This is a genomic window from Denitrificimonas caeni DSM 24390 (assembly GCF_000421765.1).
Taxonomy (GTDB): Bacteria; Pseudomonadota; Gammaproteobacteria; order Pseudomonadales; family Pseudomonadaceae; genus Denitrificimonas; species Denitrificimonas caeni.
In genome coordinates this window covers 71,353-95,325 of record NZ_ATXQ01000003.1, presented here as the reverse complement: position 1 = coordinate 95,325, position 23,973 = coordinate 71,353, and the positions used below count along the sequence as shown (strand labels likewise).

The following is a 23,973-nucleotide window of genomic DNA, read 5'->3' as shown; positions in this document are numbered from 1 at the left end:
AGGCAAGCCTAAGCTCCTACGCTGTGAACTTGGTGTGTAGATCTGCATATTCCAAATGGAGAGTTTTATGATTAAACGGCTCACGCTCTTAATGCTTAGCGCATTAGCTCTAAACGCTTACGCGAAAGTTGACTCTGTGCAGGCTGCGCGCTTAGGGCAAGATCTGACACCTTTAGGTGCTGAACGTGCGGGCAATACTGCAGGCACCATTCCAGAGTGGAGGGGCGGCATTACTACGCCACCTGCCGGCTATCAGTCAGGCATGCATCATTTAGATCCCTATGCAGCTGATAAGCCGTTATTCACTGTTAACCAGCAGAATCTTGATCAGTACCGTGCACAGTTGCCAGTAGGTACACAGACTCTTATTGAGTCTAATCCGAATTATTTTTTACGTGTATTCCCGACGCGTCGTAGTGCTTCAGCGCCTGAGCGCATCTACGAAGCAACACGAATGAATGCTGAGCATGCTGAATCAATCTCTGGTGGTAATGGTGTGCAAGGTGCGGTTGCAGGTATTCCATTTCCATTGCCGCAAAGTGGTGTTGAAGCGATTTGGAACCACATCATGCGTTACCGTGGCGAGCAAATGCACTCAGTAGTGAATCATGCTGCGGTGCTGAGCAGTGGTAACTACAGCCTGGTTAAGCGTGAGCGTGACTTGTTTTTTGTGTATGGCCGTGAAGGTATGACAGAGAAAGAGTTAGACAATACCTTGTTCTATTACAAGTACCGCGTAGTTGCGCCGTCTAGTTTGTCTGGCTCAGCTTTGGTTGTACAAGAAACCCTCGATCAGGTTTTAGCTATTCGTAAAGCGTGGCGCTTCAGCCGTGGTGAGCGCCGTGTGCGTCGTTTGCCAATGCTCGCTTACGAATCATTGCAGCCGGATACCAGTGGTATGGCGACTGCTGACGTAGTCGATGCTTATAATGGTGCGCCTGATCGTTACGACTGGACCTTGTCTGGCAAGCAGGAAATGCTAGTGCCATACAACAGTTATGAAGTGCATCAAAAAGGCATTCCTTACGAAACGATTTTACAAAATAAAACGATTAACCCAGAGTTGCTGCGTTATGAATTACATCGGGTGTGGGTAGTTGAAGCCAATTTGCGCGTTGGTTATAGTCATCCTTATGCGAAAAGACGTTTTTACATCGATGAAGACAGCTGGCAAATCCTAGCAGTTGATTTGTATGATAAAAAAGGCGAGCTGATCGGTCTGCAAGAAAGTCATCCAATTAACTATTACGATATTTTATCGTTCTTAAGTACGCTAGAGACCATCTATGACTTTAAAAACAGTCGTTACTTTGTAGATGGTTTAGACAACAACGAACCAATGTATGACTTTAATGCAACATTGCATCCACGTGACTTCACTCCGCAAGCATTGCGTCGTGAAGGTAACTAGAGACTCTTGAGTCAAACAAAAGCCGCCATACTTGTTATGGCGGCTTTTTAGTTTCTATCCGCTAAAATTCCGATCAGAATAAAAGACATCAGCAAAACTGGCGAAAGTGTGTAGTTGTTAAGGTGCGCGAGTGCGCTAGTCAATAACGGTGTGATGTAGATAATGCTTAAGCCGTAACCCACTGCGCAGACTAAGACAAAAATAAGAGTGCGGATGGCAAAGTTTAAATGACCAATGGAGCGACGCACCCAAGCATTAATTGCGGGGCCAAAGAGCACTAAAGCAGTTGCCATGATGCCAAGGGAGATGTCACTAAGGTGCAGGCGTGTCCATTTTGATAGCGCTACAATTAAATCGATCAATATGTCCATATAAGTCCTCTATCTGTCTTATGGTTTAACGCTCAGGCGTCAGAAAAATTTGTAATAAATCATTAAGAAATAACTGCCCTTGTGCACTGGCTACTAAAAGCTTGGGATCAGTGCTGAGTAAACCCCGTTGACGCGCTTCGTTTAGACCTGACTGCAACACAGTCACGGGTAAGCCTGTACGCTCACTAAAGAGGGTGAGGGCGACGCCGTCAGTCAGACGTAAGGCATTCATTAAGAACTCAAATGGCAGGTCTGCTGCGGCCAGTGTAGAGTTGCCTGCTAAGAAGGGTTTCTCAGAATTTAGGTAGTCGCTCGGTTGACGGGTTTTCCACGTGCGCTGAATACGCCCCTGTGGGTCGCTGACTTTGCCATGAGCCCCCGCGCCAATGCCAATAAAATCACCGAAGGACCAATAGTTAAGATTATGCTGCGCTATCGCTTTTTCACGAGCATAGGCGGAGACTTCATATTGATGAAAACCATGCTGCGCCAGTAAGGCTTGACCTGCTTCTTGAATATCCCAAAGCACATCATCTTCAGGCAGCAGCGGCGGCTTGCTCCAAAAGACTGTATTGGGTTCCATGGTCAGTTGATACCAAGATAGGTGGGTTGGTGCTAGATCAATCGCGATTTGTAAGTCGCTTAAGGCTTCCTCGGCTGATTGATCCGGCAAGCCATGCATTAAGTCCAGGTTGAAATTATCAAAGCCGGCTTGGCGTGCCATCTCTACCGCACGAGAGGCTTCTGCGGCTGAGTGTACGCGACCCAAGGCTTGTAATTTACTGTCTTGAAAACTCTGGATACCAATTGAGAGGCGATTAATACCGAGCTTGCGGTAAGCAGCAAACTTTTCCTGCTCAAAGGTGCCAGGGTTCGCTTCCAGAGTGATTTCAATGGTTGGACTAAAGCGGATGCGTTGTTCAATGCCCAATAACAGGATTTGCAAAGCCTGCGCGGAAAACAAGCTGGGCGTGCCGCCGCCAAAGAAAATCGACTCCAGTTGGCGGCCATGCACATGCACTAAATCCAAGTCTAAATCAGCGAGTAGCGCTGCAACGTAGTCTTGCTCAGGGAGTTCAGGGGTGGCCGCATGTGAGTTGAAATCGCAGTAGGGGCATTTGCGAATGCACCAAGGAATATGCACGTACAAGGCTAGCGGTGGTAGCTTAAAACCATTTTCGAGCGGGTGTTGTACGCTTAAATCTGAGGCAATCAAACTCATAATGACAGCTGTTGCTTGAGTAGCTGCATTGCTTGCGCACGATGACTGAGTTGGTTTTTCAGTGTGCTTGGTAACTCGGCGCTGCTGCATTGTTGCTCGGCAACATAGAATAAAGGGTCGTAACCAAAGCCGTGCTCGCCTTGCGCAGCGTGCAATATACGACCCTGCCAGCGACCTTGGCAGATAATCGGTAGCGGGTCATTGGCATGCTGTAACAGAGCTAATACGCAGATAAACTGAGCGCCGCGCTGCTGATCCGGCACACCTTGTAGGGCACTTAGTAGCTTTTGATTATTGCCTGCATCTCCACCTGTTGCGCTGTAGCGCGCCGAGTAAATACCTGGCGCGCCCTGTAAGTAATCAACAGTTAAGCCTGAGTCATCGGCCAGCGCCGGTAAGCCTGACACTTGACAAGCGTTGCGGGCTTTTAAGATGGCGTTTTCAATAAAGCTTAAGCCTGTTTCTTCTGGCTCAATATCAGTAAATTCGCTAATTGAGCGAATCACCACGCTATCACCTAATAAGGCTTGCAGTTCGCGCAGCTTACCTGCGTTATGACTGGCGAGGACGAGCTCTTTCATAGGTCAGGAAACACTTCTTGAGTAAACTTTAATAGATGGGTTTTGCCTTCGCTGTCAGTCACTTGCAACTCAAAGCGCAAGATTTCTTGGCCAGTAATAGCAAATTGGGCCAAATAATATACCGCATCACCCTCGTCGACTTCGGTGAAGGTCAATGTTTCAATTTGGCTGAGTAGGTTTTTGAAGTGGCCTGTGACGGCGCCTTTTTGACCTTTAGCATCTTTGACCATTGATACATTCAATACTGCTTGGTTTTTACTGCGGTTTAATCCCACAGCTTTTGCAGTCTCAGGTTGTAAAAAGGTTGAGCTGAAAATATTGTAATGCACATCTAAAGCGCCAAAGCTTTGTTTACGCACAACCTCGGCGTGTACAGTAAAGACCATAAAAAAGCTTAAACTTAGAGCCAGTAAATAACGCATAGTGGTAACTCCTAAAGTTAACGGGCATTGGCACCTGTCACACGATAAATACCAATTTCACCAAACAAGTTGGGCCAGTTGCGGCTGCCAAAGTTGTGGCGATGCAGGCGGTCTACCGCGAGGCGATCAAGTACGGTCATTTGCATATCACGGCATAAAGCCTCGAAGTCAGCAAAGGTACAAAAGTGAATGTTAGGTGTGTTGTACCACGTGTAGGGTAAAAAATCCGAGACTGGCATGCGACCTTTATGGGCTAAATACCAGCGACAGCGCCAATGGCCGAAGTTCGGAAAAGTGATGATGCAGGTGCGACCCACGCGCAGCATTTCTTGCAGGATTTTATCGGGATAATGCACGGCCTGTAGAGCTTGAGTCATCACCACGACATCAAAGCTGTTGCTGGCAAAGTTGCCTAAACCTAAATCAAGGTTTTGCTCGATGACGTTAACGCCTTTGTCGATGCAGGCAGCAATGTTGTCAGGATCAATTTCTAAGCCGTAGCCGGTGACATTTTTATTCTTTTGTAGCCAAGACAAGAGCTCACCGTCGCCACAACCTAAATCAAGCACACGGCTATTGGCAGGGATCCACTCTTGGATAATTTCTAAATCTGCTCTCATTTTTGCCTCAAACGCTAATGCGGTTCATGTAACCGCCAAAAGCTTGCAAGTAGCGTGGAATCGGTATGAGAAATGCATCATGACCTTGCGGGGCATCAATCTCTAAGTACGACACGTTCTTTTTCGCATCCATCAACGCATCAGCAATCTCGCGTGAGCGCGCTGGAGAGAAGCGCCAGTCGGTGGTGAATGAGATTAAATAAAAGCTAGCTTGCGCCTCGCTAAAGGTGCGTGCTAAATCACCGCCATGGGCGGCAGCTGGATCAAAGTAATCGAGCGCTTTGGTCATCAACAAGTAAGTGTTGGCATCAAATCGCGTAGAAAACTCTTCACCTTGGTAACGTAAATAACTTTCGACTTGGAACTCAACGCTGTGAAAATCGTAGTTAAGGTGGTCTGTTTTTAGTTCGCGACCAAATTTCTGTCCCATGGCATCGTCAGACAAATAAGTGATGTGCCCGACCATGCGCGCTAGCATCAAGCCGCGTTTGGGTATCTGGCCTTCTTCCACAAAATGTCCAGCATGGAATTCTGGGTCAGTCAAAATCGCTTGGCGCGCAACTTCGTTAAATGCGATGTTCTGTGCGGACAAGCGAGGTGCCGCAGCAATTGATACACAATGACGGACACGTTCTGGGTAGCTGATGGTCCACTGCAAGGCTTGCATGCCACCCAAGCTGCCACCGACCACAGCAGCCCATTGCTGGATGCCTAAGCGATCAGCTAAGCGTGCTTGACTGTGCACCCAGTCTTCAACAGTCACCACAGGAAAGTCTGCACCGTAAGTGCGTCCCGTAGCCGGGTTACGGCTGCTTGGGCCGGTAGAACCATGACAGCCGCCAAGATTATTTAAACTGACGACAAAAAACTTATTGGTATCAATGGGTTTGCCTGGACCAATACAGGTATCCCACCAGCCTGGCTTACGATCATCGGCATGATGATAACCAGCAGCGTGATGCGTGCCTGATAAGGCATGGCAGATTAATACTGCATTGCTGGCCGTGGCGTTAAGTTCGCCATAGGTTTCATAAATCAGTTCGTAATTATTCAGCGTGCGGCCGCAGGCTAAGCTTAATGGCTCATCAAAATGAGCCACCTTAGGACTGACTAAACCGACTGAATCTGCAGGGAATACAGAAGACACGGCATCTCTCTCTAAAGGAAGAGATGCAGTCTAAAGAGCCTAGCCAGTTGCGGCAAGTCGTAAGCGAGATTCAACGATTTAATCTTTACTATTCACTACGCTGAGGGTTGTTGCCAGTTGTACAACTTTGGCTTGACGGCGTTGTGGTGCGGGTCGACGCATCGCGCGCAAAATGTCGCTGGCTTGCGCCAGTTGTGTGTTGAGTTCGTTGCTGGACTGGCTCAGTAGTTGGTTACGCTGCAGGCTGCTATGTGCAGATTGGGTGAGAGTTCTGAGGCGCAATATGTGGTTTTCTAGAAGCTGTTTTTGCTCCAGATTATGCTGAATAAGTGGTGTTAGTGCTTCGTTAGTCCAGAGTAAGGTGTCATGACGTAAGCGCTCTTGCAGACTGATCGCTTCTTGCGCCAGCGTGGCAAGGAAACGGCGGCTAAGTTGTTTTTGCTCAGTCAGTAGGGTTTTTAAATTAAGACGGAATTGATCTGCTTTGCACTGTAGGCCGTCTTGTTCACGACGATAACGCTGAATGGGTAATATGCTAGCTTCTACTGCAAACATAGGGTTTTCTGCACTATGGCGTAGGTAAATAGCGCGAACCATCTTATTAGCCATCTGTGCTTCGATTTCAAAGGCGTGGAGGTTGTTTTCTAAAGTTGCAAAAAAATCAGCGATGGCGCGGTTAATGCCAAATGTTGTCCAACTATTGATTAATTTGTTCTGCACTTTAGAGATGTTTTCCTGCAATTGTTCAGGATTAACGTAAGTGCAGAGGATCTCGCCTTGCCGATGCAGTAAACGCTGATTGGTTTTTAGATTAAGTAAGCGACGGTGATAGGTTTGATGCTCAGCTTTTGCTTGTTCAAGTACACTGCGCAACACGTGTGAACTACTGTGTTGTTGTTGATTAAGTTGTTTTTGTTCAGCCTGCATTGATTGCAAGCGTTGACTCATCAGCTGCTGGTTTGAGTTGAGTAGGGTGAGTAGTGGTTGCACCACGCTGCGCTCAATGAAATGCTCTTTTTGCGCGATAACATGTTCACAGAGAAAATTTTCTAGCGTATCAATGCGGCTGCGCGCTAATAGCTCGTGATTGTTAGTTACTTTAGCTTGTAATGCGCTCTTTGCAGAGACTGGCAAAACATGAGTGACAGGCAAACCCAACTGTTGAGCGGTCTGCGCTTGAATAGTTTGAATGCTGTGCTCAGCAAAGATGTCATGATTCAGGGTATCCCACAGCACATCTATTTTATTGAGCACAGCAAATTGAATGGAGTGTTGTGCTGATTGCTGGGAGCTGACGTATTGTTGCCAAGTTGCCATATCACTGGCTGTCACCCCTGTGTCGGCAGACAGCAAAAACAATACAGCTTGGGCGCTGGGTAATAACGATAACGTGAGCTCAGGCTCGCTGCCTAATGCATTGAGTCCTGGTGTGTCGATAATGCGCAAGCCTTGACGCAACAAGGGGTGGTCAATATTGATCAGGGCATGGCGCCAAGCTGGGACTAAAACATGATCCGCTTGCTCGGCTGCTTCCAGTGCTTCTGGTAAAAATCCTAAAGCGATGGCTTCTTCAATGGCGACGCTTTTGTTTTGCGCAACATGGGCAAACGCACTAATTAAGCTGTCGGCATCGGTTTGATCTAGAGCAATCTCGAGCCAGTGTTGCGACTGTTTTTTGAGATCGGTTAAGCTGTTTTCCAAGTTGCGTGTTTCTATAGGCAGTAAGCGCAGCGTAGCTGGGGCTTGCTGGCTATCAAAGAAAACTTCGGTTGGGCACATGGTGGTACGCCCTGCGCGCGAAGGCAATAAACGTTGACCAAAGTTAGAGAAAAATAAGCTATTAATCAGCTCGGTTTTGCCGCGCGAGTACTCGCCAATAAAGGCCAAAGTGATCTGGTCAGCACGTAAAGACTTAATATAATGTTCGAGCTGAGTGATTAACGCAGGAGAGTCCAAGCGGTTTTTAGTCAACCAACTGTGGTAACGCATAATTTCTCGAATCAGCTCACGCTTCCATAGCACGTACTCATCAATGTGTTGGTGCAGGCGTTGCATGCTCATCGGACACCCCTAGTTAAGGCATAACAGGCTTAAGTTACAGTTAAAACTGCGATTAGTATGTCGTGATCAAGCTTGTTGCATAGCAAACTGCATCACAGGATTAATGTTTTCCGTGCAGGTGAGCGAACTCGGCTAAGTCCGGGATTTTCTTTGGCTCTTGAATACGTACGCGTTTTTGTCGACTCAGTTCGCCGCTTTCAATCTGTACAGCGTTTTTGGGTACAGCAAAGGCTGTGCTTAAAAACGCAATCAACTGGCTATTGGCTTTTCCATCCACCGGCGGTGCATGTAAGCGTATTTTGATACGCTCACCATGCAGACCGGCAAATTCACTGCGTTTCGCACCAGGCTGCAAATGACAGAATAAGACTATGTTATTGGCCTCCCAGCGCGCATGTGCGGTCATAGAAATGGACTGATTAAAGCGCGTAGTGGGCCGACCAAGCCAGTGCTCATAGCTAAATTATCAATCACCAAGCGTTCCAGTAGATTGATAGTGATGAAGGCAAAAATCGGTGAGATGTCTAAACCACCTAAATTGGGTAGCAGGTTGCGGATAGGAGCAAGCAACGGTTCGCAGATTTGCTGCGTCAGTTGTGCGCCAGGGTTGTGACTACCAGGTGCAATCCAAGATAAAATCACGCTGACAATCAGCGCAAAGAAGAAAATCTTCAGCACGAGCCCTGCGACAATAATCAGTGTCCATAGCAGTATTTGTGGCAGCAGTTGCACAACAGGAAAACCTGTCAAACTTAGCAATACAACAATCAGCAGAAACTGTAAGGCCAGCACTAATACTAATCCGGCTAGATCAATGCCCGCGACGCTAGGAATGATGCGGCGTAAAGGTGCGAGCAAGGGCTGTGTTGCTTTAACGGTGAACTGGCAGAGCGGGTTGTAAAAGTCGGCGCGTACCAACTGTAAGATAAAGCGCAGCAGAGCAATCAATAGATACAGCTGGCCTAAAGTTTGGATGATGTAGATGAATGCTTCGGTGAGTCCTGACATAAAGTCCTCTTAGTTACTCAGTTGTTGAGCGAGTTCTTGTGAGCGTGATGCCGCACTTTGCACAGCTGTATCGACTAGCTGCATAAAACCACCGTTTAGGAAGGCCTGAATTGCCGCTTCAGTCGTGCCGTTTGGTGAGGTCACTTGTTGGCGTAATTGTGCTGCATCGTGCGAGCTTTGGCAGGCCATATTGGCGGCGCCTTGGGCTGTGTATTTGGCTAATTGTGCCGAGGTTTGCGCAGGCAAGCCTAGTTTGATTCCGGCCTCGGTCATGGCCTCAATCAGTAAGAAAAAATACGCAGGGCCACTGCCTGAAACGGCTGTTACTGCGTCGATTAATGATTCTTCATCTAGCCATAGCGCTAAACCGACTGCAGAGAGTAAGTGTTGGGCTTGCTGGCGCTGCTCTGCGCTGACTTGCGCGTTAGCATATAAGCCGCTAACCCCTTGCTGGATTAACGCTGGAGTGTTGGGCATGCAGCGTACAATCGCGCGCTCACCGAGCCATTGTCTTAAGCTGGCGCTAGTAATGCCAGCGGCAATTGAGATGATTAACTGGCTAGCAGTTAAATGCGGAGCCAGTTGTTCACAAACAGTGCGCATCACTTGGGGTTTTACGGCCAAGACGATTACGTCAGCATTGGCAATCGCCAGGCTGTTATCGCTATAAGTGCTAATGGCAAAAGCTTGTTGTATGGCTTGCAACTGTGTTGCGCCTGGATCGCTGGCACGAATGTGTTCGGCCGCGATACCTTGTTTGCGTAAGCCGCCGATTAGGCTGGCGGCCATATTGCCCGCGCCAATAAAGGTGATTTGGGTATCATTCAAAGGTAAAACTCCTCTAATAGTCTTGGGGTAAATTGTCCACCCAAGGCATTGGTATGGCGTGACATTACTAAAGACCGCTGCAGATTGTGCTGCAATTCGCGAATTTGCGCAAAAGGTCGCTTTTGTTCTGAGTCATCTGCGGTAGGCTCTGAAGTTATTATTAAAGATAGGGATAATGAATTCATACCCTAAGCCCCTTGGGTATGCGGCTTAGCAATCGCAGCCTTTATATTATTCTCTGCTATCGTAGATATTATTTATGGTCAATGGCATCGTACAATAATCAAACGGTATTTTAACTGCTTGCTTGTGATTGAGGACTTTCATGGATATTACAGAACTGCTGGCTTTTAGTGCAAAACAAGGTGCATCGGATTTGCACTTATCATCAGGCCTGCCGCCAATGATACGAGTCGATGGCGATGTGCGTCGAATAAACTTACCCGCCATGGAACACAAGCAAGTTCATGCGCTCATTTATGACATCATGAATGATAAACAGCGTAAAGATTACGAAGAGTTTTTAGAGACCGACTTCTCCTTTGAAGTGCCAGGTGTTGCCCGTTTCCGGGTGAACGCATTCAATCAAAATCGTGGTGCTGCAGCGGTGTTTCGTACCATCCCTTCCAAAGTTCTGTCGATGGAAGACCTTGGTTTGGGCGAAGTCTTTCGCAGTATTGCCGATGTACCACGCGGCTTAGTGTTAGTCACTGGACCTACCGGTTCGGGTAAGTCAACCACGCTGGCCGCAATGATGGATTATTTAAACAGCACCAAGTACCAGCATATTTTGACTGTGGAAGACCCAATTGAGTTTGTTCATGAATCGAAAAAATGCTTGATTAACCAGCGAGAAGTGCATCGTGATACCCATGGTTTTAACGAGGCTCTGCGTTCTGCTTTGCGTGAAGACCCGGATATTATTCTGGTTGGTGAGTTACGTGACTTAGAAACCATACGCTTAGCATTGACTGCTGCAGAAACCGGCCACTTAGTGTTTGGCACCTTGCACACCACGTCCGCAGCCAAAACGATTGACCGTGTGGTTGACGTATTCCCCGGTGAAGAAAAATCCATGGTGCGTTCGATGTTGTCTGAGTCGTTACAAGCGGTAATCTCGCAAACACTGTTAAAGAAAATTGGTGGTGGCCGTGTGGCTGCGCATGAAATCATGCTCGGTACGCCGGCGATTCGTAACCTGATTCGTGAAGATAAGGTTGCGCAAATGTATTCGGCGATTCAAACCGGTGGCTCATTAGGCATGCAGACGTTAGACAGTTGCTTAAAAGGCCTGCTTGCGAAAGGCTTAATCAGCCGTGACAGTGCGCGTGAAAAAGCCAAAACGCCAGAGAATTTTTAAGCTTTAAGCTCACCCTTGCGGTGAAATAGGATATGTAATGGAATTTGAAAAGCTTTTACGCTTAATGGTTGAAAAGGGTGGCTCTGACTTGTTTATTACAACAGGTGTGGCCCCCTCAATGAAAATTAACGGCAAGATTATGCCGGTCACAAAAACCCCGTTATCGCCGGAAATGACCCGTGAAACGGTATTGGGCGTGATGAACGAACAACAGCGTCGTGACTTCGCTGAAAACCTTGAGTGCAACTTTGCGATCAGTGCGCGTGGTATTGGCCGTTTTCGAGTCAGTGCATTTTATCAGCGTAACCTGATTGGCATGGTGCTGCGCCGGATTGAAACCAATATCCCAAGCTTAGATGATTTAAAACTACCTGAGATTTTGAAAAAAATAGCCATGACCAAGCGTGGTTTGGTGCTGTTTGTGGGAGCAACCGGTACGGGTAAATCAACTTCGTTGGCGGCCATGATTGGCCACCGAAATAAGCACAGCTCTGGGCATATTATTTCGATTGAAGATCCGATTGAATTTATTCACCAGCATAACAATTGCATCGTTACTCAGCGTGAAGTGGGTATTGATACTGAGTCGTTTGAAGTGGCATTGAAAAACACGCTGCGACAAGCACCGGATGTGATTTTGATTGGTGAAGTGCGTACTCGCGAAACCATGGATTATGCGGTGACCTTTGCGGAAACCGGACACTTGTGTCTGGCAACCTTGCACGCCAACAACGCTAACCAAGCCTTGGATCGAATTATTAACTTCTTCCCAGCAGATCGTCAGCAGCAGGTGTGGATGGATTTGTCGCTGAACTTACGCGCTATTGTTGCCCAACAATTGGTGCCTACACCTGACGGTAAAGGTCGTCGTGCAGTAATTGAGGTTTTGATTAATACGCCGCTAGCTGCGGACTTAATTCGGAAAGGCGAAGTTCACGAATTAAAGCCTTTGATGAAGCGCTCTACTGAGCTCGGTATGCAAACCTTTGATCAAGCGTTGTATGATCTTTATTCACAAGGTGAAATCACCTATGAAGATGCTCTTGCACATGCTGACTCGGCGAACGATTTACGTCTGATGATTAAGCTTGGCTCAGAGTCTGGCGGTGATAGCTTTAGCAGTATGCCATCTGGTCTATCTTTGGAGATAAGTGATGAGAACCCAGGGCGACAAATGCGTTAAGAGAGCAAGCAGATGAGTAAACAATTGCGCGTATGGGATGCTCCTTTAAGAGTATTCCATTGGTTATTGGTGTTGAGTGTATGTACAGCGTTATTCACTGGCTGGCTTGGGGGTGGTTGGATTGATTGGCATGCTCGAGCAGGGCTCAGCATTCTCGGTCTGTTAAGCTTTCGTGTGGCTTGGCTGTTACTTGGTTCGACCTATGCGCGTTTATCGACGTTGCTTTGCTCGTTGCTGGCGTTACCGCAATATTTGCGTGGCGAATGGCGGCAGCTTGGGCATAATCCGTTAGGTGTTTTGTCGGTTTTTGCCATGCTGGGTATGCTTAGCTGGCAAGCGGTAAGCGGTTTATTTACCAATGACGATATAGCCTTTACTGGACCCCTATACAAATTAGTCAGTAGTAGTTTAAGCAGTGATTTAACCCGCCTGCATAAATTGGGTATGTGGATTATTATTGGTTTAATCGTTGTGCATGTGTTGGCTATTGTTCTTCACGCAGTGCTCAAAAAGCATAACTTAGTTAAATCAATGATTACTGGGCAAACCGAGCAACAGTATCCTGAACAAAAAGCAGCTCAAGGTGGTCATTGGCGAGCCTTTATCTGTGCTTTGCTGATTGCTTGCGGTGCCGTGTATTTGGCTTCAGGTGAATGGCAAAGTGCGCCGCCGCCAGCACCAGCAGTTGCTCCAGCTTGGTAAAGCTGAGTATTCAAGTTGCATAAAAAAGGTCGCCAATTGGCGACCTTTTTTGCATAACACATCGAGTAAGTTGCAAAACTTAATCGTTGCGGTATTTGTCGTGGCAACCTTTACAGCTATCGCCAGTTGCCGCGAATGCTTTAGCAACAGTCGCTTTATCGCCAGTCGCGGCAGCAGCTGCGAGTTCGTTAGCGGCTTTATTGAAAGCCATGCCAACTTTAGTCACACCTTCACGGTCAGTAAACATTTCAGGCTTGACGCGGGTTTTCGTGTCGCCAATGCTTTTTTCAGTGCCAGGGCCAAACAACGCGCCCATACCTGAGTTTGCAGTTGCCGCGATGCTGTTAGCAGCTGCTTGTACTTGAGCAGGATCCCAAGCCACGCTTTCATCAATCGCCATTGCTTTGATCTTGCCCATGTTCCAGCTCATAAAGCTGTAGCCGGCTTTGCGGTAGTGGATTTGATCTTCTGGATCAACTTGAGCGCTAGCGCTGAGGCTGGCGGTTAAAAATAGTGCAGCTAGGCTGCCAATCATCAGGTTCTTCATCAGGCTCTCTCCTTATTAGCAACATAGTCCTATGTTATTTAGGTTGCTGCTGGGTAATGCAGTGAATGTTCCCACCGCCAAGTAAAATTTCTCGTCCTGGCACCATGACAATATCGCGATCAGGAAATATTTCTCGCAGTATTTTTTTGGCAACGGCATCCATGGGGTCATCAAAACTCGGTGCAATAATAGCGCAATTGATGATTAAAAAGTTTATATATGATCCGGCTAGACGAATGTCGGGGGTGCGCGGTTGTGAGCCTGCTACGATATCGACGCCTGCGCATTCTTGTTCAGTGGCATAAATAGGGCTGGGCAGTGGCATTTTATGCACTGTCAAGGAACGGCCCTGTGCATCTTTTGCCTGGGTTAGCACCTCTAAAGCCGCACGGCAGCGTTGATAATTAGGATCATCAGCATCATCTGTCCAAGCCAAAACCACTTCGCCAGGGCGTACGAAGCAGCAGAAATTATCAATATGACCATCGGTTTCGTCGTTATACAAACCTTCAGGTAACCAGATGATGGTGCTGACATTCAGGTATTCACGTAGATAGTGCTCAACCTCGTTCTGACTCAGATGAGGATTGCGATTGCTATTAAGTAAACATTCTGCGGTTGTTAATAGAGTGCCTTCTCCATCGACATGAATGGCGCCGCCCTCTAAAACAAATCCTTCGGTGCGATAGCGTGGAAGGTGTTCGATTGCCAATACTTTGCGAGCAACTTGATCATCGCGTAGCCATGGCCAATACAGGCCGCTGTGTAAACCGCCCCAAGCGTTGAACGTCCAGTCGATGCCGCGGGTTTGGCCTTGATCGTTGATCACGAACGTCGGTCCAGTATCACGCATCCAGGCATCATCATTGCTGATTTCAAGTACACGGATATTAATGTGGCTAAGACGCGCCTGGGCATTGTCATACTGGCCCGCACTGACGCCAATACTGACCTGCTGGTATTGGGCAATGGCTAGAGCAACTTGGCAAAATGCCGCCTGTGCAGGTTTGCCGCCTAGGCGCCAGTTGTCCGGGCGCTCGGGCCAGACCATCCAAACCTGCTGCTGCGTCTCCCATTCTGCCGGCATGCGAAACCCATCGGCGCGCGGTGTGCTCAAAATCGTGCTTGGCGACATATTAAGATTCCAAGTGGCCATCAAGGGTTTTCAAAGCACCGTACAAATTCGGCCTACGATCGCGGAACACGCCCCAAGCCGTTCGTGTATGTTCAAGCTTATCGAGATCAAAGCTGTGTACCGCGACACTTTGTTCAGTTTGATTAAGCTCGGCAACTTTTTCGCCAAACTGGTCAGCAATAAAAGACACACCATAAAAGGTGATGTCGTAACCGTCTTGCTCTTCACTGCCAATGCGGTTAGAAGCGATCACGGGAATTAAGTTAGCGCCAGCATGGCCTTGTTGTACGCGTTGCCAGTGAGCAGCGGAGGTGATGGTTGGATCATGCGGCTCACTGCCAATCGCCGTGGGGTAGAACAGTAGTTCAGCACCTTGCAAAGCCATGGCGCGGGCGCACTCTGGAAACCATTGATCCCAACAAATACCCACGCCAATTTTTGCATAACGGGTTTGCCAAACTTTAAAGCCAGTATCGCCTGGGTTGAAGTAATACTTTTCATGATAGCCCGGGCCATCTGGAATATGACTTTTACGGTACACGCCGAGCACGCTGCCATCGGCATCAATGATGGCGATACTGTTAAAGCGCGCTTGGCCCGCGCGCTCAAAAAAGCTAATCGGTAAAACCACTTTTAATTCTTTAGCAATTTTCTGAAAGTGCACAATGGCGGGGTTGTCTGCCACTGTTGTCGCCAATTGCAAATAGTCAGGATTAGGTTTTTTACAGAAATAGGGAGTCTCAAACAACTCTTGCAGCAGAATAATTTGCGCACCTTGTTTGGCTGCTTCGCGTACCAGTTGCTCAGCTTTAGCAATATTGGCGGATACATCCCAAGAACAGGCCATTTGCGTAATGGCAACACTGACAATGCGTGACATAGAAACACTCCGAGCGACGAATAAATAACTGCAATCTAGGCTAACTGATAACGGCTGGTAACCCAAGTTTACCGACTGATTTATCCACCGTTTATCGTATCCTAAAGGGCGCTTAAAGATGAGAATGTTGGAATGTGATAGGTTATCTATGCTGCTGGTCGGTTATCTGCTTTATTTCGCCGATAACAGCACAATAAAAGCACTAAATGTACCTTTGCATCTTGAGTCCTGCGGCAGACCTTGCCAGACTTCGCATAGCGCGGCGGTAACGCGCATGTAACTTTAAATATAATGAACGAAAGGAGCTGTGCGCGTGAAAAGAACTAAGCAAATGTTATTGGCCGCCGCTGTAGGCATGGCTGTTGTAGCTTCAGTGCAAGCTGAAGAGCGTGTGTTGAAGGTGTATCACTGGTCTGACTATGTAGCGCCCAACACCATCAGTAACTTTGAGAAGCAAAGCGGCATTAAAGTTGTGTTTGATGTTTATGACAGCAACGAAGTGCTAGAAGCTAAATTACTCTCTGGCGGCTCTGGCTACGATATCGTTGTGCCATCCAACCCGTTTCTGGCCAAGCAGATTAAAGCAGGCGTTTATCAAAAGCTTGATAAGGCGCAGTTGCCACAGTGGGACAACCTCAACAAAGATTTATTAAATACCTTGGAAGTCAGCGACCCAGGTAACCAGTACTCAATCCCTTATATGTGGGGTTCGATTGGTATGGGTTACAACGTTGACAAGGTCAAAGCGGTTATGGGCGATCAGCCAATTGACTCATGGGACATCATTTTTAAACCAGAAAATATCAGCAAACTGCATGAGTGCGGTGTGGCGTTGTTAGATTCGCCGACTGAAATCATTCCTGCGGCACTGCATTACTTAGGCTTACCAGCCGACAGTGAAAAGCCGGACGATTTAAAGCAAGCAGAAGAGTTGCTGCTGAAAATTCGACCTTATGTCACTTATTTTCACTCATCTAAGTACATCTCCGACTTAGCCAGCGGCAATATTTGTATGGCGATTGGTTACTCGGGTGATTTGTACCAAAGTAAATCCCGTGCAGAAGAAGCGGGCGGCAAAGTGAAAATTGCTTACCAAATCCCGAAAGAAGGTGCGGGTACGTTCTTTGATATGGTCGCGATTCCACGCGACTCTAAAAATGTTAAAGAAGCCCATGAGTTCATTAACTACTTGTTACAGCCGCAAGTGATGGCCGATTTGACCGACTACTTGCAGTTCCCTAACGCCAACGAGAAGGCTACTGCCTTAGTTGAAGAGTCGATCCGCACTGACCCAGGCATTTACCCGCCTGCAGATGTGATGAGCAAGTTGTATACTTTTCCAGACTTGCCAGCAAAAACTCAGCGCTTAATGACGCGCAGTTGGACTAAAATCAAGTCAGGTAAGTAATTGCACTGACTGTACTGGCGATTTGGCGTTAATGACGAATTGCCAGTGCCTGTTCTGACGAATTTCAAATAGTGGGTTGCTTGATGCAGCCCATTTTTATCATTAGGAGGATGGGCTATTGCCTAGATTGATACATAGTGTTGTATTGGCGCTGACCGCTAATCTCTTGCTGAGCAGTGCAGCTTTTGCCAGCTCTACAGTGCATGTTTACAATTGGTCAGACTATATCAGTAAGCCTGTTTTGGCTGATTTTACTGCTAAAACACAAACACAAGTGCTGTATGACGTGTTTGATTCCAATGAGGCATTGGAAGGCAAATTACTGGCAGGGCGCAGTGGTTACGATGTGGTGGTGCCATCTGATCACTTTTTAGCACGGCAAATTCAAGCCGGAGCCTTTGCTAAATTAGATAGAAGTCTTTTGCCTAATTGGGATAATTTAGACCCGCAATTAATGCAGCAAGTTGCCGTCAATGATCCAGGTAATCAATATGCTGTGCCGTATTTATGGGGCACCAATGGCATTGGTTATAACGTCGATAAAGTTAAAGAAGTGCTCGGTGTCGACACCATTGATTCGTGGGCGGTGTTGTTTGAACCAGAGAACATGAAAAAACTTAGCAGCTGTGGTGTGGCTTTTTTAGATTCTGCCGATGAAATGCTGCCGGCCATGCTCAATTATTTGGGCTTAGATCCTAACAGCCATAAATCCGCTGATTACAAAAAAGCTGAAGAAAAACTTGCGAAGATTCGTCCCTATGTTACCTATTTTCATTCGTCAAAATATGTTGGTGATTTAGCCAATGGTAATATTTGTGTGGCTGCAGGTTTTTCTGGTGATGTTTTGCAAGCTGCCGATCGTGCTGATGAAGCTGGTCATGGCGTACGCGTGGCATACAGTATTCCTAAAGAAGGTGGTAATCTATGGTTCGACATGTTGGCTATACCAGCAGATGCTAAAAATGTCGAAGAAGCGCATGCTTTCATCAACTATTTGCTTGATCCTGCGGTGATTGCAAAAGTCAGTGATTATGTGGGTTACGCCAACCCCAATCGCTTCGCTGACGAATTGATGGACGAAGATGTTCGTAATAATCCAGCCGTCTATCCAGAGCAGGCTGTATTAGATAATTTATTTGTTTCGAAGCCATTGCCCAGCAATGTGCAGCGCATTAAAACGCGCAGCTGGACACGCTTTAAATCTGGAAAATAATCATCTGTTTTATAAGTTGTAAAGCTCAGTCGCAAGACTGGGCTTTCTGCATTTGGAGAACTCTATGGCAATAGCCTCAGGCGCGTACAAGAAAGCACTCGCTAACTTGCAAAAGCCCAAAGACGTGTTAGTTAAAATTGAACGCGTTACCAAGTACTTTGATGACACCTTGGCGGTGGATGAAGTCTCGCTGAAAATTAATAAAGGCGAAATTTTTGCTCTGCTAGGTGGTTCAGGTTCAGGTAAGTCGACATTGCTACGCATGTTGGCTGGTTTTGAAACGCCGACTGAAGGCCGTATTTTGCTTGATGGTGTGGATATTACTCATATGCCAGCCTACGAGCGCCCAATTAATATGATGTTCCAGTCCTATGCATTATTTCCGCACATGACGGTTGAACAAAATATTGCCTTTGGCTTAAAGCAAGACAGTCTAAGCAAAGAAGAAATTGCAGGGCGCGTTGAAGAAATGCTGAAGCTGGTGCATATGACCAAATATGCCAAACGCAAACCACATCAACTCTCCGGTGGTCAGCGCCAACGTGTAGCTTTAGCCCGCTCGTTAGCGAAGCGTCCAAAGCTCTTGTTGCTCGACGAACCGATGGGTGCTTTAGATAAAAAACTGCGTTCGCAAATGCAGTTGGAATTAGTAGAGATCATTGAGCGCGTTGGTGTGACCTGTGTAATGGTGACCCACGATCAAGAAGAAGCCATGACCATGGCCGAGCGCATCGCCATTATGCACCAAGGCTGGATTGCCCAAGTGGGTAGTCCAATGGATATTTATGAGACGCCAGCCAGCCGTTTAGTTTGCGAATTTATTGGTAACGTCAATTTATTTGATGGCGAAATCATTACCGATGACTCGGATCACGCGGTGATTATTTGTCCTAAGCTGGAGCGTCCGATTTACATCGGCCATGGTATTACCAGTTTGGCGGAAAATAAGCGGGTGACCTTTGCGTTGCGTCCAGAAAAACTTCTGCTGTGCAGTGGTAAACCGGATGACCTTGAGCATGAGGATTACAACTGGGCCAAAGGTATTGTGCATGATATTGCCTATTTAGGCGGGCACTCGGTGTACCACGTTGAGCTTGCCTCAGGCACCATTGTGCAGGCTTTTATTGCCAACTCAGAGCGTAACGTGAAACGTCCAACTTGGGATGATGAAGTCTATGTGCACTGGGTCGATGACAGTGGCGTGGTATTCCAATCATGACCGTACGCGATAAATTACTCGGGATGTTGCCCAAGGGCCGCCATGCAGTGATTGGCGTGCCGTTTTTCTGGATGCTGCTGTTTTTCCTATTGCCTTTTGCCATCATCATCAAGATCAGTTTTGCTGAGGCAGATATTGCGATTCCGCCGTATACCAGCCTGACAGAATGGGCTGATAGTCAGCTGACGGTGTTGCTGAATTTTGGTAACTACGTCTTGCTCAGTGAGGATCAGCTGTATATCGCAGCCTACTTGGGCTCGTTAAAAATAGCGCTGGTCAGCACTATTTTGTGTTTATTGGTTGGTTATCCGATGGCCTATGCCATTGCGCGCTCGAGCAAGCAGATGCAGCCGGTGTGGTTGCTGCTGATTATGATGCCGACTTGGACGGCGTTATTGATTCGCGTGTATGCCTGGATGGGGATTCTCAGTAATAACGGTTTACTCAATAATGCCTTGCTGTGGCTGGGCGTGATTAATGAGCCGCTACAAATCCTCAATACCAATATTGCGGTGTATATCGGCATTGTCTACGCCTATCTGCCGTTTATGGTATTGCCGCTGTATGCCAATCTGGTTAAGCATGATCTGTCGCTGCTAGAAGCGGCCTCTGATCTTGGCGCGAAAGGCTATACCGCGTTTTGGAAAATCACCGTACCGCTGTCAAAAAGTGGCGTGATTGCTGGCTGCATGCTGGTATTTATTCCAGTGGTGGGTGAGTTTGTTATTCCAGAACTGCTAGGCGGTCCAGAAACACTAATGATTGGTAAGGTGCTGTGGCAGGAGTTCTTTAATAACCGCGATTGGCCGGTCGCTGCTTCGCTGGCGGTGATTATGCTATTGCTGCTGATGATTCCGATTATCTTATTTAATCGCAACCAAGCCAGTGAGTTGGAGGGTAAGGCATGAAGAAATTTAACTTCTCGCGCTTTATGTTGATTGCTGGCTTGCTGTTTATTTATCTGCCGATGCTGATTTTGGTGATCTACTCCTTCAACGCTTCACGTTTAGTGACCGTGTGGGGCGGGTGGTCAACCAAGTGGTATGCGGGTTTATTAGACAACACGCAGCTGATGAACGCGGTGCTGCGCTCTTTAGAGATCGCCACTTACACCGCAATTGCCGCCACCGCATTGGGCACCTTGGCGGCATTGGTGTTAACCCGTATTGGGCGTTTTCGTGGCCGCACGCTGTTTGGCGGAATGGTCACTGCACCTTTGGTAATGCCAGAAGTGATTACCGGTTTATCCTTGCTGCTGTTGTTTGTGGCAATGGCGCAGTTGATTGGCTGGCCGATGGAACGCGGCGTGGTGACCATTTGGATCGCCCACACCACGTTCTGTACCGCTTATGTTTCGGTGGTGGTGTCGTCACGCTTGCGCGAAATTGATCGCTCTATGGAAGAGGCAGCGATGGATCTGGGGGCTAAACCTTGGAAAGTATTCTTTCTGATTACTGTGCCGATGATTGCCCCATCCTTAGCAGCAGGGGCGATGATGTCCTTTGCTTTGTCTTTGGATGACTTGGTTCTTGCAAGCTTTGTCTCAGGCCCAGGCTCAACCACTTTGCCGATGGAGATTTTCTCGGCAGTACGGATGGGGGTTAAGCCTGAGATCAATGCGATTGCCAGCTTGATTCTGTTGTTTATTTCTATTGCGACTTTCTTATTGTGGTTCTTTACTCGGCGTGCTGAGAAAAACCGTAAGAAAGCCATGCTGCAGATTAAAGAGCAAGAGCGCGCTAATCAGGCATAAAAGTTAATGAGATAGAAAACGGCGCAGCTTACATCAGTAGGCTGCGCCGTTTTTTGTTGCTGAGAATGTGCGTCAAGTGGCTTACTCTGCAGGGCTCGCCTGTGCACCAGCAGTGTTATCTAAAAGGCTACTGGTGGCGGTTTGGATGTAGGAATTCAGTTGTTTAAGCAACTGCGCATCATCAGCATGCTCTGGCGCTGGTGAGCTCTGAGGGCTAGTCCCTAGTTGGTAATTCCAAGCGCGTGCACTGACATCTTTAGGCTGAATTAAAATACGATCACCTTTAATCAGCGCCACAGTTTGATCACTACCTGATGGTTTGATCATTGCAAAGCCTTGATCCTCCTTGGGCAAAGTAAGCAAATCACGTCCCCAACACTGGTGCTGCACGTCATCGCCGAGACGCCCCATAATGGTCGGGACCATATCTACTTGGCTAGCAACAGTGGTGTTCTCAGTGCCGAATAGCTGTTGAATACCTGGGGCAATCAGTAACATGGGTACATGAAAACGGTACAGATCCATCTCGGTCATTGGTTCAGGTGCAGCAAAACCATGATCACCTAATACGACAAACAGTGTGTCGTTATACCAAGGCTGTTGTTTAGCTTTTTTAAAAAATTGACCCAGCGCCCAGTCTGAATAGCGCATGGCGGTCAGGTGTAAGTCTAAACTGCCGTGTCCTTTGACCGACTCTGTTGGCAACACATCAGGCAAGGCGTACGGGGTGTGATTCGATAAGGTTTGCAGTAAGGCATAAAAGGGTTTGTCATCTTTCAACTGATTGAGTTCAGCAATGCCGCGATCAAACATATCCTGATCAGATACGCCCCAGGTCGGATCGGAGACCACAGGATTGATGTAGTCATTGCGGCCAATAAAGTGGGTCATACCTTGGTTACTAAAAAAGCCTTGCTGGTTATCCCAGGCAAAATCACCGTTATATACATAGGCGTCTTGAAAGCCGCGGGTGCTTAATAATTGTGGCAAACCGGAGAAATGATTACCACCTTCTGGACTCTGCATTAAGTATTCAAAAGCTGGCAGATTTGGAAAGCAGGCCATACTGGCGAACATGCCTTGGTGAGTGTGGGTGCCGTTGGCAAAGAAACGGGTGAACAACAGACCCTCTTTGCTTAACTTATCAAACTCTGGAGTGATTTGATCTTGGCTGCCGAGCGCACCGACATAGCGTCCTGCAAAACTTTCCATCAGAATCACCACAACATTGCGTACCTTCAGTTGTGTTTCCGCAATGGGCGAGTTAATACGGCGAATGGCTGCGCTGTCGGCATCGATGAGCTGGTCATTCGCTGTGAACACAAGGTCACGCGTGATCTCTTGCGCTTCACTGACGGGCAATGTGGCTTTCCAAACATTGTCGCGATGATCAGAGAAAGTGGTTTTTGCTGCACTATACAAGCTCAATACAGGGTTTAAACCAAGGTGATTAGCAAACATCGAATGCGTGGTATAGGCGTCACCCCAGCGCAACGGTGGGCCTTGGCGTAAAGTGCCGCGCGCGGCAACCACACAAATAACCAAACAAATTGAGAATGCAATGCCTTGGATAAGATAGCTATAGCCTGCTTGGGATGTTTGGTAAATACGAGTTTTGCGTTCTGCCCAAGAGAACAGGAAGTACATCACTAAGGTACACACCAGCCAGGTGCTGAGTAAGGTGACGACTGGGAATCCATGCCACAGCATACTGATCACGGTGGCTGGGTCTTCATTCAAGTATTGAAAGACTAAACTGTTGAGGCGCTGGTGGAATTCACGGTAAAAATCAAGTTCAACAATGCCAAGTAGAATACTGACTGCCGCACTAAAGGTCAGCCACACCACCAGTAGTCGGCGCTGATTCATTAGCCAAGGCATGAGCATGCTCAGTACTAATGGAATACTGACATAAACGATTAAGCGCAAATCAAAACGCAGCCCGTTGCTAAAGGCTTCAACAAGATCTGCTGTACTAGTGCTGCCAAGCATTTCATGGTTGTAGGCTAGGAGTAAGCCACGCAAAGCGGTCAATAGCAGCAACCACAGCACAATGCTGGCAGCGGTAAAATATAAGTGAGACGTGAGGGTGGTTTTTTGTGTGGGCACGCAAGCAGTGCTAGAAGCCATGGGTAACGCCTATGTAACTGAAAAATGAAGGGGGCATCGTACAGTGCACGACAGGATTAAATCATGCAAGCTTAGTGCGTAGCTTTGGGTTTAGGTTGCAGTAATACTGCAAAAAAATTTGCCAATCAGCATCTGGCATATCGCCACGATGACGACCGAATTGTTTGATATCGTGCAGAGCTGCTCGATGAGCAGGCCAACGACGGCGGGCTTTTTCTAAATCGAGTAAGGCCACTGTTGGGAGGTGTTGAGGATTAATCTTAATAAAAATATGTTTGCCATAACAACAGCTGTGTTGCCAACCGGCGGCATGCATTTTATGCAGGGTGCTTGCTACTTGCTGCAATACGCTTGCAGTGATGGCTGGATCAACAGGTTGTGACTGCTGTTTGTCATACCAGTTGTCTAAACTGATAAAATCAGTCAGTGCTTCAGTGACCAATAGCGCATGCCAGTCTTTACCGCGTTTTTTTGCAGCGTAAAAGACCAAGTTGGGCACTTGCACACCTAAGCGCTCCAAGGCTTGCATTGCATTTTTCTCACGCAAGACTGTAGGCCGGCCGAGAGGGTAACGCCAAGAGATAAAGCGATGACCAATTTGACGTTTACTGTATAACCAAGGCTGTCCAGCAGTTACCGGAGCAAGCCGTTGCACACCACTTTCTCCGCCACGGCGCTGATTGGGAGCTTCGACCCACTCTCCAGTGCGTTGCCACCAATCATTAAAGTCCTTATAGCTACTTTGCCCTGTTGCGCTCATGCCATACCTCTT

Annotated in this window: 24 protein-coding genes; 9 read left to right on the top strand and 15 right to left on the bottom strand. The window is 47.5% G+C overall.

What is annotated here, in order from left to right; translation table 11 throughout:
• The first annotated feature begins 67 nt into the window (after nucleotides 1–67).
• Complete coding sequence (locus H591_RS0105790) at nucleotides 68–1,411, top strand: DUF1329 domain-containing protein (RefSeq protein ID WP_022966006.1); 1,344 nt, start codon at nucleotides 68–70, stop codon at nucleotides 1,409–1,411.
• 47 nt (nucleotides 1,412–1,458) lie between these two features.
• Here H591_RS0105790 and H591_RS0105785 read toward each other — a convergent pair whose 3' ends face one another.
• The 10 genes from H591_RS0105785 to proC all read right to left on the bottom strand — a co-directional run bounded on the left by H591_RS0105785 (nucleotide 1,459) and on the right by proC (nucleotide 9,671).
• Nucleotides 1,459–1,782 (bottom strand): DUF3392 domain-containing protein, encoded by a 324-nt coding sequence (locus H591_RS0105785; protein ID WP_022966005.1) that lies wholly within the window; start codon nucleotides 1,780–1,782, stop codon nucleotides 1,459–1,461.
• A gap of 25 nt (nucleotides 1,783–1,807) precedes the next feature.
• A complete protein-coding gene (gene hemW / locus H591_RS0105780; RefSeq protein WP_022966004.1) occupies nucleotides 1,808–3,004 on the bottom strand; it encodes a radical SAM family heme chaperone HemW in 1,197 nt (398 codons plus the stop codon).
• Nucleotides 3,001–3,585, bottom strand: a complete 585-nt coding sequence (rdgB, locus tag H591_RS0105775) for an RdgB/HAM1 family non-canonical purine NTP pyrophosphatase (RefSeq protein WP_022966003.1) — start codon at nucleotides 3,583–3,585, stop codon at nucleotides 3,001–3,003. Before rdgB ends, hemW begins: the two co-directional genes overlap by 4 nt.
• On the bottom strand, nucleotides 3,582–4,007 hold the full coding sequence (locus H591_RS0105770) for a DUF4426 domain-containing protein (protein WP_022966002.1): 426 nt from the start codon (nucleotides 4,005–4,007) through the stop codon (nucleotides 3,582–3,584). The genes rdgB and H591_RS0105770 overlap by 4 nt, the downstream gene beginning before the upstream one ends.
• Nucleotides 4,008–4,024: 17 nt before the next feature.
• Nucleotides 4,025–4,627 (bottom strand): methionine biosynthesis protein MetW, encoded by a 603-nt coding sequence (metW, locus tag H591_RS0105765; protein ID WP_022966001.1) that lies wholly within the window; start codon nucleotides 4,625–4,627, stop codon nucleotides 4,025–4,027.
• Between the two features lie 7 nt (nucleotides 4,628–4,634).
• Nucleotides 4,635–5,774: a homoserine O-succinyltransferase MetX gene (gene metX / locus H591_RS0105760; protein ID WP_022966000.1), complete on the bottom strand. Its 1,140-nt coding sequence runs from the start codon at nucleotides 5,772–5,774 to the stop codon at nucleotides 4,635–4,637.
• Between the two features lie 78 nt (nucleotides 5,775–5,852).
• Complete coding sequence (locus H591_RS0105755) at nucleotides 5,853–7,835, bottom strand: dynamin family protein (RefSeq protein WP_022965999.1); 1,983 nt, start codon at nucleotides 7,833–7,835, stop codon at nucleotides 5,853–5,855.
• Between the two features lie 100 nt (nucleotides 7,836–7,935).
• Nucleotides 7,936–8,241, bottom strand: coding sequence for a DUF167 family protein (locus tag H591_RS0105750; protein ID WP_022965998.1), 306 nt, complete (start codon nucleotides 8,239–8,241; stop codon nucleotides 7,936–7,938).
• Nucleotides 8,238–8,843 carry a YggT family protein gene (locus H591_RS0105745; protein ID WP_022965997.1) on the bottom strand — a complete coding sequence of 202 codons (606 nt, stop codon included), beginning with the start codon at nucleotides 8,841–8,843 and terminating at the stop codon, nucleotides 8,238–8,240. Before H591_RS0105745 ends, H591_RS0105750 begins: the two co-directional genes overlap by 4 nt.
• Before the next feature lie 9 nt (nucleotides 8,844–8,852).
• Nucleotides 8,853–9,671, bottom strand: coding sequence for a pyrroline-5-carboxylate reductase (gene proC / locus H591_RS0105740; RefSeq protein WP_022965996.1), 819 nt, complete (start codon nucleotides 9,669–9,671; stop codon nucleotides 8,853–8,855).
• A 325-nt stretch (nucleotides 9,672–9,996) separates the two neighbouring features.
• On the opposite strand from proC, the gene H591_RS0105735 reads away from it, so the two are divergent.
• Genes H591_RS0105735 through H591_RS0105725 form a run of 3 tightly spaced genes read left to right on the top strand, consistent with a single transcriptional unit; the run spans nucleotide 9,997 to nucleotide 12,916 of the window.
• The gene (locus H591_RS0105735) at nucleotides 9,997–11,031 is read left to right on the top strand and encodes a type IV pilus twitching motility protein PilT (protein ID WP_022965995.1); all 1,035 of its coding nucleotides are present in this window, start codon (nucleotides 9,997–9,999) and stop codon (nucleotides 11,029–11,031) included.
• A gap of 37 nt (nucleotides 11,032–11,068) precedes the next feature.
• Nucleotides 11,069–12,214, top strand: a complete 1,146-nt coding sequence (locus H591_RS0105730) for a PilT/PilU family type 4a pilus ATPase (protein WP_022965994.1) — start codon at nucleotides 11,069–11,071, stop codon at nucleotides 12,212–12,214.
• 12 nt (nucleotides 12,215–12,226) lie between these two features.
• Nucleotides 12,227–12,916, top strand: coding sequence for a cytochrome b/b6 domain-containing protein (locus tag H591_RS0105725; RefSeq protein ID WP_022965993.1), 690 nt, complete (start codon nucleotides 12,227–12,229; stop codon nucleotides 12,914–12,916).
• 79 nt (nucleotides 12,917–12,995) lie between these two features.
• Here the strand turns inward: H591_RS0105725 and H591_RS0105720 are convergent, their stop codons facing one another.
• From H591_RS0105720 to aguB, 3 genes are read right to left on the bottom strand one after another with little or no spacing between them, the layout of a single operon-like run.
• Nucleotides 12,996–13,463, bottom strand: coding sequence for a c-type cytochrome (locus tag H591_RS0105720; protein WP_022965992.1), 468 nt, complete (start codon nucleotides 13,461–13,463; stop codon nucleotides 12,996–12,998).
• A 34-nt stretch (nucleotides 13,464–13,497) separates the two neighbouring features.
• On the bottom strand, nucleotides 13,498–14,598 hold the full coding sequence (gene aguA, locus H591_RS0105715; RefSeq protein WP_022965991.1) for an agmatine deiminase: 1,101 nt from the start codon (nucleotides 14,596–14,598) through the stop codon (nucleotides 13,498–13,500).
• A 1-nt stretch (nucleotide 14,599) separates the two neighbouring features.
• Nucleotides 14,600–15,478: an N-carbamoylputrescine amidase gene (gene aguB / locus H591_RS0105710; protein WP_022965990.1), complete on the bottom strand. Its 879-nt coding sequence runs from the start codon at nucleotides 15,476–15,478 to the stop codon at nucleotides 14,600–14,602.
• Nucleotides 15,479–15,791: 313 nt separating this feature from the next.
• On the opposite strand from aguB, the gene H591_RS0105705 reads away from it, so the two are divergent.
• The 5 genes from H591_RS0105705 to H591_RS14940 all read left to right on the top strand — a co-directional run bounded on the left by H591_RS0105705 (nucleotide 15,792) and on the right by H591_RS14940 (nucleotide 21,071).
• On the top strand, nucleotides 15,792–16,886 hold the full coding sequence (locus H591_RS0105705) for a polyamine ABC transporter substrate-binding protein (RefSeq protein ID WP_028244213.1): 1,095 nt from the start codon (nucleotides 15,792–15,794) through the stop codon (nucleotides 16,884–16,886).
• A 118-nt stretch (nucleotides 16,887–17,004) separates the two neighbouring features.
• On the top strand, nucleotides 17,005–18,099 hold the full coding sequence (locus H591_RS0105700) for a polyamine ABC transporter substrate-binding protein (protein WP_051145806.1): 1,095 nt from the start codon (nucleotides 17,005–17,007) through the stop codon (nucleotides 18,097–18,099).
• A gap of 64 nt (nucleotides 18,100–18,163) precedes the next feature.
• Nucleotides 18,164–19,318, top strand: a complete 1,155-nt coding sequence (gene potA / locus H591_RS0105695; protein WP_022965987.1) for a polyamine ABC transporter ATP-binding protein — start codon at nucleotides 18,164–18,166, stop codon at nucleotides 19,316–19,318.
• A gap of 26 nt (nucleotides 19,319–19,344) precedes the next feature.
• Nucleotides 19,345–20,226 (top strand): ABC transporter permease subunit, encoded by an 882-nt coding sequence (locus H591_RS0105690; RefSeq protein WP_169337555.1) that lies wholly within the window; start codon nucleotides 19,345–19,347, stop codon nucleotides 20,224–20,226.
• Nucleotides 20,223–21,071, top strand: coding sequence for an ABC transporter permease subunit (locus H591_RS14940; RefSeq protein WP_022965985.1), 849 nt, complete (start codon nucleotides 20,223–20,225; stop codon nucleotides 21,069–21,071). The genes H591_RS0105690 and H591_RS14940 overlap by 4 nt, the downstream gene beginning before the upstream one ends.
• A gap of 81 nt (nucleotides 21,072–21,152) precedes the next feature.
• On the opposite strand, the gene H591_RS0105680 is transcribed toward H591_RS14940, so the two are convergent.
• Both H591_RS0105680 and H591_RS14935 read right to left on the bottom strand, forming a co-directional pair.
• Entirely contained in the window at nucleotides 21,153–23,201 is a 2,049-nt protein-coding gene (locus tag H591_RS0105680; RefSeq protein ID WP_022965984.1) for an LTA synthase family protein, read from the bottom strand.
• A gap of 61 nt (nucleotides 23,202–23,262) precedes the next feature.
• Nucleotides 23,263–23,961 (bottom strand): lipopolysaccharide kinase InaA family protein, encoded by a 699-nt coding sequence (locus H591_RS14935; protein WP_022965983.1) that lies wholly within the window; start codon nucleotides 23,959–23,961, stop codon nucleotides 23,263–23,265.
• Nucleotides 23,962–23,973 lie beyond the last annotated feature (12 nt).